This is a genomic window from Stenotrophomonas sp. 22692 (assembly GCF_052045015.1).
Taxonomy (GTDB): domain Bacteria; phylum Pseudomonadota; class Gammaproteobacteria; order Xanthomonadales; family Xanthomonadaceae; genus Stenotrophomonas; species Stenotrophomonas geniculata.
The window spans coordinates 35353-48307 of sequence record NZ_JBQEMR010000024.1; the positions used below are offsets into that span (position 1 = coordinate 35353).

Here is a 12955-nt window from a genome sequence, read left to right on the forward strand (position 1 = left end):
GTCAGGAGGCGGCGACGGCGTCGCCGCTCGCAATCCTGTGATTATCCGGATGCGGCGGGGGATGCCAAGCCGCGTGCAGGGTCCAGCCCGGTTTCCAGGCCGTGGCCGGCCCGTGCCAGGTAGCGCCCCGGCGGCAGCCCGAAGTGGCGGCGGAACACGGTGACGAAGGCGCTGGCGCTGCTGAAGCCCAGCGCGTGGGCGATGTCGGCCACGCTGCGGCCGTCGGTCAGCTGGCGCAGGGCCTCGGACAAGCGGGCCTGCTGCCGCCACTGGGCGAAGCTGAGCGTGGTCTCGTCGCGGAAGTGACGGGTCAGGCTGCGCGGCGACAGGCCGGCCCAATGCGCCCATTCGGCCAGGCTGCGCTCGTCGGAGGGGTCGGCCAGCAGCTGCGAGGCGATCTTCAGCAGGCGCCGGTCGTGCGGCATCGGTAGATGCATGCGCTGGCGCGGCGCGGTGCGGATCTCGTCCAGCAGTACCTCGATGATGTGCTGGCGCTCGGGTGTGGTGTCATAGCCCAGCGGCCATTCGCAGATGCGGTCGGCCAGCGCCTGCGCCAGCTTGGACAGGCCCAGCACGCAGGGATCGGCAGGCAGGGTGGCGCAGGCCGGCGCGGCCAGTGCCATGCCCCAGCCGCGCAGCGGGCCGTCGAGGGTGACCGTATGTGGCTCCAGCGGCGGCATCCAGCCGGCCGAGCCCGGCGCCAGTGACCATGTCCCGTGCGAGGTCCGGGTGGTCAACAGGCCGCGCTCCACGCAGATCAGCTGCGCGCGCTGGTGATGATGCCAATCCACTTCTCGGACCAATCCCTGCGGGCTGTCGAAGCGGAAGGCGACAGCCGGTGGCCCGTCATTGCGCTCGAACCAGTTCAGTGCGTCGTCCCTGAGCAGGCGCTTGGGAGGGGGAATTTCTGCCTTGTTCATCATATCCGCTGGCTGAAATGTGTCATCCATTGGCTGAATTGTACTACCGGGCCACCTGACCAGATCATTAAGGTAGGCGCCTTCATTGATCCAGCCCACTGCTGCAACACAGCATTCGATGCCAGATCGAATATTTCCATTGAGAAATATTTTTTTTGGAAGAAAATGCTCCCCCATGATCTGTCCTGCAACCACTCCCCCCAGCTTCGGCCTGCTGCTGCGCCAGGTGCGCGACGGCCTGGTCCGTCAACTCGACGCATCCATGGCTGAAGAAGACCTGGGTATCGGTTTCACCCACTACATCGGGTTGAAGGTGCTTTCCAACATGGCCCCGTGCACGGCCAACGAGCTGGCCCAAGCCATCGACCAGGTGCCCAGTGCGGTGACCCGCCTGTTGGACAAGCTGGAGGCGCTGGGCTGCGTCCGCCGCGAGCCGCATGCGCAGGATCGGCGGGCGCTGCAGATCGTACTGACCGATGAAGGCCGCGCGCTGTGGGCGCGGCTGAAGCTGCGTGGCGACGCGGTGATGGATTACGCCCTGCGTGATCTTTCCGCCGACGAGCGCACGCTGCTGCTGTCCCTCCTTACCCGAATCCGCGATTCCCTGACGACCCCATGAACCCGATCCCGCATTCCACTCTCCGCCGGTCCGGGCGCGCGCTGCTGGTGTCAGCGCTGGCCCTGGCCCTGGCCGCCTGCGCCAGCAGTCGTGGCCTCAACCCGCAGGGCCACGTGCTCGATGTGGACAGCCTGCACAGCGAACGCACCCTGGCCGACACCGACCTGAGCGCCACCGGCTTCCCGGCGCAGGATTGGTGGAAGGCGCTGGGCGATGCGCAGCTGGACGCCCTGGTTGCCGAAGGCCTGGCCGGTCACCCGAGCCTGGACGCCGCCGATGCGCGCCTGCGCCAGGCCCAGTCGCAGGTGGGTACCGCGCGCGCCGACCGACTGCCGAGCCTGTCGGTGTCCGGTGGCTACACCGGCCTGCGCCTGCCCGAGTCGATGGCAGGCAGCGAGATGGGTGGCCATTACGCCGGCAGCAGCCAGGTCGCCTTTGACTTCAGCTATGGCGTGGACCTGTGGGGTGGCAAGCGCGCTGCCTGGGAAGCGGCCGTGGACGGCGCCCATGCCGCCACCGTCGAAGCCCAGGCTGCACGCCTGAACCTGTCCACCGGCATCACCCAGGCCTATGCCGATCTGGCCTATGCATGGCAGCTCAATGACGTGGCCGAAGAAGAGCTGGGCCGCTCGCAGAAGTCGCTGGAACTGACCCGCCAGCGCCGTAGCGCCGGCATCGACAGCGACCTGCAGGTGCGCCAGGCCGAAGCCCGCGTGCCGGCCGCACAGCAGCAGGTGCAGGCCGCGCAGCAGCGCATCGACGCCGCCCGCACCGCGCTGGCGGCACTGGTCGGCAAGGGCCCGGACCGTGGCCTGTCGATCCAGCGCCCGCAACCGCTGAACCCGGTGGCATTGCAGCTGCCGGGCGTGCTGCCCAGCGAACTGCTGGGCCGTCGCCCCGACATCGTGGCCGCGCGCTGGCGCGTGGAAGCGGCCGACAAGCAGATCAAGGTGGCCAGGACCAAGTTCTACCCGAGCTTCAACCTGACCGCGCTGGCCGGCGTGGTTGCCCCGAACGTGGGTGACCTGCTGAAGAGCAGCTCCACCTTCGCCTACATCGGCCCGGCGCTGAGCCTGCCGATCTTCGAAGGCGGCAAGCTGCGCGCCAACCTGGCCAACACCGATGCGCAGTACGACCTGGCGGTGGCCAACTACAACCAGACCGTGCTCGATGCGCTGCGCGACGTGGCCGACCAGGTCAACGCGGTGCGCTCGCTGGCGCAGCAGGCGCATTCGCAGCAGCAGGCCGTGGACACCGCACGCTCGGCCTTCGACCTGGCCCAGCAGCGCTACCGCGCCGGCATCGGCAGCTACCTGGACGTGCTGACCGCGCAGTCCACGCTGTTGCAGTCGCAGCAGCAGCTGGCCGGCCTGCAGTCGCAGCAGGTGCAGACCTCGGTGCGCCTGAGCAAGGCGCTGGGCGGTGGTTTCCAGCCCGCTGACGCCGACCGCGCACCGATCGCCTCCCATTCCGATTCCTCGCATTCCTGAAGACTTCCGCCATGAGCCAGACCCAAGACACTGCGGCCCCGGCCGCCTCCAACCGCCGCGGCAACCTGCTGCGCGGCCTGTTCGTGATCGTCGTGCTGCTGCTTGCCGCACTGGCATTGTGGTACTTCATGTTCGGCCGTTGGTTCGAAGAGACCGACGACGCCTACGTGCAGGGCAACCAGGTGCAGATCACCCCGCTGGTGGCCGGTACCGTGGTCGCCATCAACGCCGATGACGGCATGCGCGTGGAGCGCGGCCAGCTGCTGGTGCAGCTGGACCCGTCCGACACGTCGGTGGCGCTGCAGCAGGCCGAAGCCAACCTGGCCAAGACCGTGCGCCAGACCCGTGGCCTGTACCGCAGCGTGGAAGGTGCGCAGGCGGACCTGAACGCGCGCCAGGTGACCCTGAAGCGCGTGCGCGAAGATTTCGCTCGCCGCAAGGATCTGGCCGCCACCGGCGCCATTTCCAATGAAGAACTGGCCCATGCGCGTGACGAGCTGGCCGCTGCCGAAGCCGCCGTGGCCGGTTCGCGCGAGACCGTCGAGCGCAACCGCGCGCTGGTCGACGACACCGTGATCGCCACCCAGCCAGACGTGCAGGCGGCCGCCGCGCAGCTGCGCCAGGCCTTCCTCAACAACGCCCGCGCCGGCATCGTCGCGCCGGTCACCGGCTACGTTGCCCGTCGTTCGGTGCAGGTCGGCCAGCGCGTGCAGCCGGGCAACGCGCTGATGGCGGTAGTGCCGACCGAGCAGATGTGGGTCGAGGCCAACTTCAAGGAAACCCAGCTGCGCCACATGCGCCTGGGCCAGGAAGTGGAGCTGAAGTCGGACCTGTACGCCGGTGACGTGAAGTACAAGGGGCGCGTCCAGAGCCTGGGCCTGGGCACCGGCTCGGCGTTCTCGCTGCTGCCGGCGCAGAACGCCAGCGGCAACTGGATCAAGATCGTGCAGCGCGTGCCGGTCCGCATCGCCATCGATGCCAAGCAGCTGGCCGAACACCCGCTGCGCATCGGCCTGTCGATGAAGGCTGAAGTGAGCCTGCGCGACCAGAAGGGCGAAGTGCTGCCGAGCACTGCGGCCAAGGGCACGGTGTTCGACACCGACGTGTATGCCAAGCAGCTGCATGATGCCGACGAGGTGATCCATACGATCATCCAGGGCAACCTGCCGCAGCAGCAGGCGAAGGTGGGCTGAGGTCGCCATGTCCGCACAAGCTCCAGCCGCGCCCGGCGCTCCGGGTGCACCGGCGGCGCCGGGTGCGGCCTCCGGGTTCCTGCCGCCCAGCGTCGCCCTGTGTACCGTCGGCCTGGCGATGGCCTCGTTCATGCAGGTGCTCGACACCACCATCGCCAACGTCTCGCTGCCGACCATCGCCGGCAATCTCGGTGCCAGTTCGCAGCAGGCGACCTGGGTCATCACCTCGTTTGCGGTCAGCACGGCCATCGCGCTGCCGCTGACCGGCTGGCTCAGCCGCCGTTTCGGCGAACGCAAGCTGTTCGTCTGGGCCACGCTGGCCTTTGTCATCACCTCGCTGCTGTGCGGCCTGGCGCAGAGCATGGGCATGCTGGTGCTGTCGCGTGCGCTGCAGGGCTTCGTGGCCGGCCCGATGTACCCGATCACGCAGTCGCTGCTGGTCTCGATCTACCCGCGTGAGAAACGTGGGCAGGCATTGGCGCTGCTGGCGATGATCACGGTGGTTGCGCCGATCTGCGGCCCCATCCTCGGTGGCTGGATCACCGACAACTACAGCTGGGAATGGATCTTCCTGATCAATGTGCCGCTGGGCATCTTTGCCGCGCTGGTGGTGGGCAACCAGTTGAAGGGGCGCCCGGAGCACATCGAGAAGCCGAAGATGGACTATGTCGGCCTGGTCACCCTGGTGATCGGTGTCGGTGCGCTGCAGCTGGTGCTCGACCTGGGCAATGACGAGGACTGGTTCTCGTCGATGAAGATCGTGGTGCTGGCGTGTGTGGCTGTGGTCACGCTGACGGTGTTCCTGATCTGGGAACTGACCGACAAGGATCCGATCGTCGACCTGAAGCTGTTCCGGCATCGCAACTTCCGCGCCGGTACGCTGGCGATGGTGGTGGCGTACGCGGCGTTCTTCAGCGTGGCCCTGCTGATTCCGCAGTGGCTGCAGCGTGACATGGGTTACACCGCGATCTGGGCGGGCCTGGCGACGGCGCCGATCGGCATCCTGCCGGTGATCATGACCCCGTTCGTGGGCAAGTACGCATCGCGCTTCGACATGCGCATGCTGGCCACGGTCGCGTTCATCGTGTTGTCGATGACCAGTTTCCTGCGTTCGAACTTCAACCTGCAGGTGGACTACACCCACGTGGCCGGCGTGCAGTTGATCATGGGCATCGGCGTCGCGCTGTTCTTCATGCCGGTGCTGCAGATCCTGCTGTCGGACCTGGATGGGCGCGAGATCGCGGCGGGCTCCGGCCTGGCCACCTTCCTGCGTACGCTGGGCGGCAGTTTCGCGGCGTCGCTGACGACGTGGCTGTGGGCGCGGCGCACCCAGGTGCACCATGCTGACCTGACCGAGCACATCTCGGTCTATCAGCCGGGCATGCAGGACCAGGTGACGGCGATGGGGCAGGGCGACCTGCAACATGGTGCCGCGGTACTGAACAACATGATCAACCACCAGGCATCGCAGATGGGCTTCAACGACATCTTCTTCCTGCTGGGCTGGATCTTCCTGGCGATCATCGCGTTCCTGTGGCTGGCCAAACCGCCGTTCGGCGCAGGCGCAGGTGCGGCCGCCGGCGGCGGGCACTGAAAACTCCCTGGAAACACGTGCTGTATTTTGACCCCGCCGCAAGGCGGGGTTTTTGTTTGTGCAACGCGGGTCGCACGGGCCCTGCCGTTGGGGGAGTGCAGCGGCGCAGGTTCAGCGCGTGCGATAGACGCGCTTGAACACCACCCGATCACGGAACAATCGGGAAATGGCCCACATTCCCGCCACAAGTACGGCGCCGCACGTGATCCAGCCGGCAGTGGCCTGCAATCGGCTGCCGACCAGTGCGCCGCAGATGATGGCGGCGACAAAGACGAACATTACGGCCTCCTTCGATGCGCCGTAGTGGACCTCGGCCTGGCATCCCACGCATACGCGTACGCCGTGGTTCGAGCCGGTGTGGCAGTGAGGGCAGATGATGCTGCGCTGCATTGGGGCGTCCTTTGGGGAAAAGGGGGGGGGCGCTGGTCAGGTCGTGGCGATAGACCTGCAACCGGCTCCCGTAAATCTGCCTTCCACCGAAAAGGAATCGGGTAGATCTCCGACCAGGAAAATTACGAATTGAACGCGCAATGTGAAATGCGACCCAGAAGAAAGCCGTTCAGGGTTTGGTGACGACGCGCCGGGAGGAGGTATGCACCAGCGGGTGACGCCTGGGTGGTGCGAGATACGACAGTTCGAGCGGTAGATGCGATGCCACGCTCGCCAAACCCCGGAAACGAAAAAACCCGCTTTCGCGGGTTTGATCATCTTGAGTCGTGGTGCCCAGGAGAGGACTCGAACCTCCACGGTTTTACCCGCTAGTACCTGAAACTAGTGCGTCTACCAATTCCGCCACCTGGGCGACTCAGGAGACGAATTGTGCGGTACGGCAGAGGATGTGTCAACAACATTTCACAGCTTTTCCTGCGGCTGCACGCCCAGGTGAAGCAGCAGGCTGCGCATTGCCGATGACAACTGCGCCCACTCGGCAAAACAGGCGCACAGGCGGCGCTGTGCCCACGCATCGGCGAGCGGTACGGCGACGGTATGCGTGCTGCGCCGATGCTGGCGGGCGATGGTCCGCGGCACGATGCCGATACCAATGTCGTGGCCGACCATGATGCACACCCCTTCGAAGGTCTTCATGCGGATGCGCACGTCCAGGCGCCGCCCGATGTCGCGTGCCTGGTCCTCGATGTAGGTCTGCAGTGCATTGCCATCGGCCAGGGCGACGAAAGTCTCGCCGGCAACATCGGCGAAGGCCAGGCTGCGCCGCGATGCGAGGCGATGGTCTGCGGGCAGCAGCATCACCAGTGGATCTTCGGCCACCACATGCTGCTGCAGGCCGGCAGCGTCGACCGCATCACTGATGATGCCGGCCTCGGCCTGGCCAGCGCTGATCGCACGCACGACTTCGGGGCTGGTGCGCTCCAGCAGTTCCACGTGCAGGCGTGGGCGTTCGGCCAGCCACGGTGCCAGCCGCGAGGGCAGGTAGTTGGTCAGCGCAGCGGTATTGGCATACAGATGCAGGGTACCGCGCGCGCCATGCGCGAATGCCTGCAGTTCGCCGCGCAGCTGCGCCTGCTGCTGCAGGATCAGGCGTGCATGGTGGGCGAGGGCGGCGCCGGCTTCAGTCAGGCTGACGCCACGCGGATGGCGGTTCAGCAGCACGGTGCCGGCATCGGCTTCGATCGTGCGCAGGCGTTCGCTGGCCGAGGCCAGGGCCAGGTTCGCCTGCGCCGCGCCGGCCGTGATGCTGCCCGCCTCGGCAATCGCCAGGAACAGGCGCAGGTCGGCGATATCCATCCGCATGTCATGCCCTCATCGCAACGCCCGAGCCTTCGGATCAGCCGAAGGGTGGGCCGGGAAGACCGCATTGTGCGCCGGGCGACGGCCCGATCCAATGAGGGCATGAATGAATCGATGTACTTCTACGCGCTGCTGGTGGTGGTGTTCGTGCTGGCTGGCGTGGTCAAGGGCGTGACCGGCATGGGGTTGCCGACGGTGGCGATGGGGCTGCTCGGTGGCGCGTTGTCGCCGGTGGCGGCGGCATCGATGCTGTTCATCCCCACCTTTGTCACCAACGCGTGGCAGCTGTTGTCCGGGCCGTCGCTGGGCCCCATCGTGCGGCGCCTGTGGCCGATGATGCTGGCGGTGGTGGCGGTGACACTGGGTTCGGCGGCGCTGCTGGTGCGGGTCGATCGCACCTGGTCGCGCGTTGCGCTGGGAGTGGCGCTGGTGGTCTATGCCGTCTATGCCCTGCTTGCACCGGTGTTTCGCGTGCCGCAGCGGCGCGAGCGTTGGCTGGGGCCGCTGGTGGGGGCATTGTCGGGCGTGGTGACCGGCGCCACCGGCGTGTTCGTGATGCCGGCGGTACCGTATCTGCAGTCGCTGGGATTGCAGCGCGAGGAGCTGGTGCAGGCGTTGGGGCTGGCCTTCACTGTGTCGACGATTTCGCTGACCACCGGCCTGGTGCTGCATGGCGCATTCGGCATCCAGCAGCTGGGGCTGAGTGCGTTGGCGGTGCTGCCGGCATTGCTGGGCATGTGGCTGGGGCAGGTGATCCGGCAGCGCATCAGTGCACGGGTGTTCCGGGCCTGCTTCCTGGGTTTCCTGCTGCTGCTCGGGCTGGAGCTGGTGCTGCGGCCGTTGTTGTGATGCCGGCCGTCGATCGCGGCGATGCCGAATCACGGGCATGAAAAAACCCGCTTTCGCGGGTTTTTCTCATTCTCGACGTGGTGCCCAGGAGAGGACTCGAACCTCCACGGTTTTACCCGCTAGTACCTGAAACTAGTGCGTCTACCAATTCCGCCACCTGGGCGTCGAGGAGCGAAATTATGGGGTGTTGTGACGGGGGTGTCAACACCCTTGTGAAGATCATTGCGATTACCGGTCGGAGTTCCTTCCTGGAGGAATCAGGGGCGAGCCTCAGGGCCGGATTACAGGCAAAAAAAATCCCCGCCGAAGCGAGGAGTTTTTTCGTTGGTGCCCAGGAGAGGACTCGAACCTCCACGGTTTTACCCGCTAGTACCTGAAACTAGTGCGTCTACCAATTCCGCCACCTGGGCGTTCCAGAGGCGCAATTGTGAAGATGAATCCGCAGGCTGTCAACGACTTCCTGAATATTTTTCACGCAAGGCGTTCAAGACGGCCACTGACCCGTTCTGCACGCCGTCAACGGCTACCATGTAGGGCGATGACTACCAAAAAACCAAGCAAGGGCGGGAGCACCTCCCGCAGCCAGGGCCCGAAGAAGGGCGCCAAGGCGGGCACGGCCCACACCACCAAGCCGGGCAAGCCGTTGCCGGGCTGGTTCCCCGAATTGAATGAAGGCGGCGCACCACCGCGTGGCCGCAAGGTCCGCAATACCGACGCGCCAGGCCCGGCCCCGGGCCGCAAGCTGCCGCCGACCGGCAAGGTGATCGACGATCCCTATGCCGCGCGTGAAGCGGAGAAATACGAACAGCCCATCGCCAGCCGCGAGGCCATCCTGGCCCTGCTGGAGCGTTGCGACGGGCCGCAGACCGCCGAAGAACTGGGCGCGCGCCTGGGCCTGACCGCACCTGACCGGGCCGAGGCGCTGTCGCGCCGGCTTGGTGCCATGGTCCGTGATGGCCAGTTGGTGCAGAACCGTCGTGGTGGTTTCGCCCCGATCCAGACCCTGAACCTGGTCACCGGCGTGGTGATCGCCAACCCGGAAGGATTTGGCTTCCTGCGCCCGGTCGAGGGTGGCGACGACCTGTTCCTGCCACCGTATGAAATGCGCAAGGTGATGCACGGTGACAAGGTGCTGGCCCGTGTGACCGGCATCGACCATCGTGGCCGCCGCGAAGGCAGCATCGCCCGCGTGCTTGAGCGCGGCATGACCCGCCTGATCGGTCGCTTCAGCATCGAGATGGGCATCAACTACGTGGTGCCCGACGACAAGCGCGTGCAGCGCAACGTACAGGTGCCGCCGGACCAGACCGGTGGCGCGCGCGACGGCCAGCTGGTGGTCTGCGAGCTGACCCAGGCGCCGGACAGCCGCCGTCCGCCGATCGGCCGCATCATCGCCGTGCTCGGCGACAAGCTGACCGCATCGCTGGTGGTGGAGACCGCCATCCACGGCCACGAGCTGCCGTTCGAGTTCCCGCAGGAGGTGCTGGACGAAGCCGCCTCGGTGCCGATGGTGGTTGAACCGGCGATGATCGGCGACCGTGTCGATCTGCGCAGCACGCCGCTGGTCACCATCGACGGTGAAGATGCCAAGGACTTCGACGACGCGGTGTACTGCGAGCCGAATGCCGACGGTTTCCGCCTGGTGGTGGCGATTGCCGATGTTTCGAACTACGTCCGTCCCGGCACGCCGCTGGACGAGGAAGCGCAGAAGCGTGCGACTTCGGTCTACTTCCCCGGCTTCGTGGTGCCGATGCTGCCGGAGACGCTCTCCAACGGCATCTGTTCGTTGATGCCGAAGGTCGACCGCATGTGCTTCGTCTGCGACATGCAGATCGACCGCGACGGCCTGGTGACGCATTCGCGCTTCTACGAGGCGGTGATGAACTCGCACGCGCGCCTGACCTATACCCAGGTGTGGAAGGCGGTGGGCGAGGACGATGCCGATACCAAGGCCTGGATGGGTGACCTGCTGCCGCAGGTGCAGCGCCTGCACCAGCTGTACAAGGTGCTGTCCAAGGCGCGCGCCAAGCGCGGTGCCATCGAGTTCGAAAGCAGTGAAGTACGCTTCGTGCTGGACAACCGCGGTGAAGTGACCCAGGCCGGCATGCTGGTGCGCAACGACGCGCACAAGCTGATCGAGGAATGCATGATCGCGGCCAACGTCGAGGCAGCGAAGTACCTGCTGTCGCGCCACGTGCCGGCCCCGTACCGCATCCACGAGAAGCCGCCGGAAACCAAGTACGCCGACCTGCTGGAATTCCTCAAGGAGTTCAAGCTGAGCCTGCCGCCGTGGTCCAAGGTGCGCCCGGGTGACTACACCAAGCTGCTGAAGAAGATCCGCGACCGCCCCGATGCCACGCTGCTGGAATCGGTGCTGCTGCGCAGCCAGAGCCTGGCGATCTACAGCCCGGAGAACCACGGCCACTTCGGCCTGGCGCTGGAGGCGTACGCGCACTTCACCTCGCCGATCCGTCGCTATCCCGACCTGCTGGTGCACCGCGCGATCAAGCACGCGCTGTCCGGCAAGCCGTTGGACAAGTTCACCTACAACGCGCGCGAAATGGCTGCGCTGGCGCTGCAGTGCTCCGAGCGTGAGCGCCGTGCCGATGAAGCCGAGCGTGAGGTCGACGAGCGTTACCGCGCGGCGTGGATGGAAAAGCACGTGGGTGGCCAGTTCGATGGCGTGATCAGCGGCGTGACCAGCTTCGGCCTGTTCGTCGAGCTGGATGAGTCGAAAGTGCAGGGCCTGGTCCACGTGACCCAGCTGCCGCAGGACTATTACAAGTTCGACGCCACCCGCAAGACGCTGACCGGCGAGCGCCGTGGCGCCAGCTACCGGCTGGGTGACCGCGTGCGGATCCTGGTGCTGAAGGCCAGCATGGAAGAGCGCAAGATCGACTTCCGCCTGGTCGAACACAAGGGCGAGGACGAAGGCGATGGCCTGCCGCCGCTGCCGGAGCGTGGAAAGCCGGCCAAGCGGACGAAGAAGCAGTATTGAAAGGTGTGCCGGCCAACGGTCGGCACCTGCCTCACCCGGTAGGTGCCAGCCGTTGGTTGGCACATCCCTCACCCGGTAGGTGCCAACCTTGGTTGGCACGACGTTACGGAGGACCGCAGATGCAGGGCCAACCCGAGTACAGCGGCGGCTGCCAGTGCGGCGCGATCCGCTTCCAGGCGCGTGGCGCGCTCACCGACAGCTCGATCTGCCATTGCCGGATGTGCCAGAAGGCCTTCGGTGCCTACTACGCGCCGCTGGTGTCGGTGCGCGGCGTGCAGTTCAGCTGGACCCGCGGCCAGCCGCGCTATTTCCAGTCGTCCAACGTGGTGCGGCGGGGCTTCTGCGCCGACTGCGGTACGCCGCTGACCTACGAGGCGCCGGACGGCGTGGCGGTGGCGGCCGGTGCCTTTGACGAACCCGAGCGCCTGCCGCCGACGATCCAGTACGGGGTCGAGCGCAAGCTGCCGTTCGTCGATACGTTGGCCAGCCTGCCGGCCCGTCGTACCGAGGAAGACATCGCCGCGCTGGATTTCCTGGCCACGATCGTGTCCCACCAGCATCCCGACCACGACACCCCACACTGGCCGCCGCGCAGCCGGTAACGCACCTGTAGAGCCGAGCCCACGCTCGGCTGGCGGGTCGCCGCAGCCTGAACCCAAGGCCGCCGGGTGCAGGCTCGGCTCTACAGGCGGGCCCGCCGCAGCGCCCGGCCCGCCGATGCTCTACCATAGCCACCCCCTTTCCGGTCCCCGCCCGCATGAGCAAGAACAGCCAGTGGATTGTCGGCGTCAACGCCGTCGCCTCCTCCATCGAGAACGACGCCGAGAACGTCCGCGAAGTGCTGGTCGAGGCCGGTGCGAAGAACCCGCGCCTGACCGAGATCGAGGAAAACGCCCGCCGTAAGGGCATCGACGTGCGCAAGGTGAACAGCCAGGCGCTGGATGGCGTGGGTGGTTCGGTGCGCCACCAGGGCGTGGCCGCGCGCTATGCCGCCGCTCGTACCTACAGCGAGAACGAGCTGGAAGGCCTGGTCACTGCAGCCGAAGGCAAGGCCCTGCTGCTGGTGCTGGACGAGGTGCAGGACCCGCACAACCTCGGCGCCTGCCTGCGCTCGGCCGCTGCGGCCGGCGCGACTGCAGTAATCATCCCCAAGGACAAGTCGGCCACGGTGAACGCGACCGTGCGCAAGACCTCGGCCGGTGCCGCCGATCTGATCCCGGTAGTGGCGGTGACCAACCTGTCGCGCTGCCTGAAGGACCTGCAGAAGCAGGGCGTGTGGATCTATGGTCTGGCCGGCGAAGCCACCGCTTCGCTGTACCAGCTGGACCTGAAGGGCAACATCGCCCTGGTGCTGGGTGGCGAAGCCGACGGCCTGCGCCGACTGACCCGCGAGAACTGCGATGGCCTGGTCAAGATCCCGATGCCGGGCGAGATCGAGAGCCTGAACGTCTCCGTCGCCGCCGGCGTCAGCCTGTTCGAGGCCGTGCGCCAGCGCGGTTGATCTGTAGAGCCGAGCCCACGCTCGGCTGCTCTTCGTTGCAGC

At 66.5% G+C, this 12955-nt stretch carries 11 protein-coding genes and 3 tRNA genes; 8 read left to right on the forward strand and 6 right to left on the reverse strand.

The genetic code is table 11. The features are described 5' to 3' along the window. Nucleotides 1-41: 41 nt before the first annotated feature. Nucleotides 42-923 (reverse strand): helix-turn-helix domain-containing protein, encoded by an 882-nt coding sequence (locus ACTJJM_RS15260; RefSeq protein ID WP_440865796.1) that lies wholly within the window; start codon nucleotides 921-923, stop codon nucleotides 42-44. 172 nt (nucleotides 924-1095) lie between these two features. Here ACTJJM_RS15260 and emrR point away from each other — a divergent pair, with 172 nt between their 5' ends. The 4 genes from emrR to emrB are packed head-to-tail and all read left to right on the forward strand — an operon-like array spanning nucleotide 1096 to nucleotide 5816. Next, the gene (gene emrR / locus ACTJJM_RS15265) at nucleotides 1096-1539 is read left to right on the forward strand and encodes a multidrug efflux system transcriptional regulator EmrR (RefSeq protein WP_005415875.1); all 444 of its coding nucleotides are present in this window, start codon (nucleotides 1096-1098) and stop codon (nucleotides 1537-1539) included. Next, on the forward strand, nucleotides 1536-3029 hold the full coding sequence (gene emrC / locus ACTJJM_RS15270; RefSeq protein WP_329763027.1) for a multidrug efflux transporter outer membrane subunit EmrC: 1494 nt from the start codon (nucleotides 1536-1538) through the stop codon (nucleotides 3027-3029). The genes emrR and emrC overlap by 4 nt, the downstream gene beginning before the upstream one ends. Before the next feature lie 11 nt (nucleotides 3030-3040). Further along, entirely contained in the window at nucleotides 3041-4222 is a 1182-nt protein-coding gene (emrA, locus tag ACTJJM_RS15275; protein ID WP_010486273.1) for a multidrug efflux MFS transporter periplasmic adaptor subunit EmrA, read from the forward strand. A 7-nt stretch (nucleotides 4223-4229) separates the two neighbouring features. Further along, the gene (emrB, locus tag ACTJJM_RS15280) at nucleotides 4230-5816 is read left to right on the forward strand and encodes a multidrug efflux MFS transporter permease subunit EmrB (RefSeq protein WP_054171346.1); all 1587 of its coding nucleotides are present in this window, start codon (nucleotides 4230-4232) and stop codon (nucleotides 5814-5816) included. Between the two features lie 111 nt (nucleotides 5817-5927). On the opposite strand, the gene ACTJJM_RS15285 is transcribed toward emrB, so the two are convergent. The 3 genes from ACTJJM_RS15285 to ACTJJM_RS15295 all read right to left on the reverse strand — a co-directional run bounded on the left by ACTJJM_RS15285 (nucleotide 5928) and on the right by ACTJJM_RS15295 (nucleotide 7568). Continuing rightward, nucleotides 5928-6206 carry a hypothetical protein gene (locus ACTJJM_RS15285; RefSeq protein ID WP_019659096.1) on the reverse strand — a complete coding sequence of 93 codons (279 nt, stop codon included), beginning with the start codon at nucleotides 6204-6206 and terminating at the stop codon, nucleotides 5928-5930. A gap of 327 nt (nucleotides 6207-6533) precedes the next feature. Then, nucleotides 6534-6618 (reverse strand) — tRNA-Leu (locus ACTJJM_RS15290). A gap of 50 nt (nucleotides 6619-6668) precedes the next feature. After that, nucleotides 6669-7568 carry a LysR family transcriptional regulator gene (locus tag ACTJJM_RS15295; RefSeq protein WP_440865797.1) on the reverse strand — a complete coding sequence of 300 codons (900 nt, stop codon included), beginning with the start codon at nucleotides 7566-7568 and terminating at the stop codon, nucleotides 6669-6671. A 99-nt stretch (nucleotides 7569-7667) separates the two neighbouring features. Here ACTJJM_RS15295 and ACTJJM_RS15300 point away from each other — a divergent pair, with 99 nt between their 5' ends. Next, a complete protein-coding gene (locus ACTJJM_RS15300; RefSeq protein ID WP_010486252.1) occupies nucleotides 7668-8414 on the forward strand; it encodes a sulfite exporter TauE/SafE family protein in 747 nt (248 codons plus the stop codon). Nucleotides 8415-8492: 78 nt separating this feature from the next. Here the strand turns inward: ACTJJM_RS15300 and ACTJJM_RS15305 are convergent. Together ACTJJM_RS15305 and ACTJJM_RS15310 are read right to left on the reverse strand one after the other, a co-directional pair. Beyond that, nucleotides 8493-8577: transfer RNA gene (locus ACTJJM_RS15305), tRNA-Leu, on the reverse strand. A 162-nt stretch (nucleotides 8578-8739) separates the two neighbouring features. After that, nucleotides 8740-8824, reverse strand: a tRNA-Leu gene (locus ACTJJM_RS15310). 128 nt (nucleotides 8825-8952) lie between these two features. Between ACTJJM_RS15310 and rnr the strand changes: the two genes are divergently transcribed. The 3 genes from rnr to rlmB all read left to right on the forward strand — a co-directional run bounded on the left by rnr (nucleotide 8953) and on the right by rlmB (nucleotide 12913). Next, on the forward strand, nucleotides 8953-11412 hold the full coding sequence (gene rnr / locus ACTJJM_RS15315; protein WP_043402593.1) for a ribonuclease R: 2460 nt from the start codon (nucleotides 8953-8955) through the stop codon (nucleotides 11410-11412). 119 nt (nucleotides 11413-11531) lie between these two features. After that, nucleotides 11532-12014, forward strand: coding sequence for a GFA family protein (locus ACTJJM_RS15320; RefSeq protein ID WP_010486247.1), 483 nt, complete (start codon nucleotides 11532-11534; stop codon nucleotides 12012-12014). 155 nt (nucleotides 12015-12169) lie between these two features. Further along, nucleotides 12170-12913: a 23S rRNA (guanosine(2251)-2'-O)-methyltransferase RlmB gene (gene rlmB / locus ACTJJM_RS15325; RefSeq protein ID WP_005408775.1), complete on the forward strand. Its 744-nt coding sequence runs from the start codon at nucleotides 12170-12172 to the stop codon at nucleotides 12911-12913. Nucleotides 12914-12955 lie beyond the last annotated feature (42 nt).

Coding starts and splice junctions, on each gene's coding strand:
- ACTJJM_RS15260 (WP_440865796.1), bottom strand. CDS start 923: ATGATGAACAAGGCAGAAATTCCCCCTCCCAAGCGCCTGCTCAGGGAC.
- emrR (WP_005415875.1), top strand. CDS start 1,096: ATGATCTGTCCTGCAACCACTCCCCCCAGCTTCGGCCTGCTGCTGCGC.
- emrC (WP_329763027.1), top strand. CDS start 1,536: ATGAACCCGATCCCGCATTCCACTCTCCGCCGGTCCGGGCGCGCGCTG.
- emrA (WP_010486273.1), top strand. CDS start 3,041: ATGAGCCAGACCCAAGACACTGCGGCCCCGGCCGCCTCCAACCGCCGC.
- emrB (WP_054171346.1), top strand. CDS start 4,230: ATGTCCGCACAAGCTCCAGCCGCGCCCGGCGCTCCGGGTGCACCGGCG.
- ACTJJM_RS15285 (WP_019659096.1), bottom strand. CDS start 6,206: ATGCAGCGCAGCATCATCTGCCCTCACTGCCACACCGGCTCGAACCAC.
- ACTJJM_RS15295 (WP_440865797.1), bottom strand. CDS start 7,568: ATGCGGATGGATATCGCCGACCTGCGCCTGTTCCTGGCGATTGCCGAG.
- ACTJJM_RS15300 (WP_010486252.1), top strand. CDS start 7,668: ATGAATGAATCGATGTACTTCTACGCGCTGCTGGTGGTGGTGTTCGTG.
- rnr (WP_043402593.1), top strand. CDS start 8,953: ATGACTACCAAAAAACCAAGCAAGGGCGGGAGCACCTCCCGCAGCCAG.
- ACTJJM_RS15320 (WP_010486247.1), top strand. CDS start 11,532: ATGCAGGGCCAACCCGAGTACAGCGGCGGCTGCCAGTGCGGCGCGATC.
- rlmB (WP_005408775.1), top strand. CDS start 12,170: ATGAGCAAGAACAGCCAGTGGATTGTCGGCGTCAACGCCGTCGCCTCC.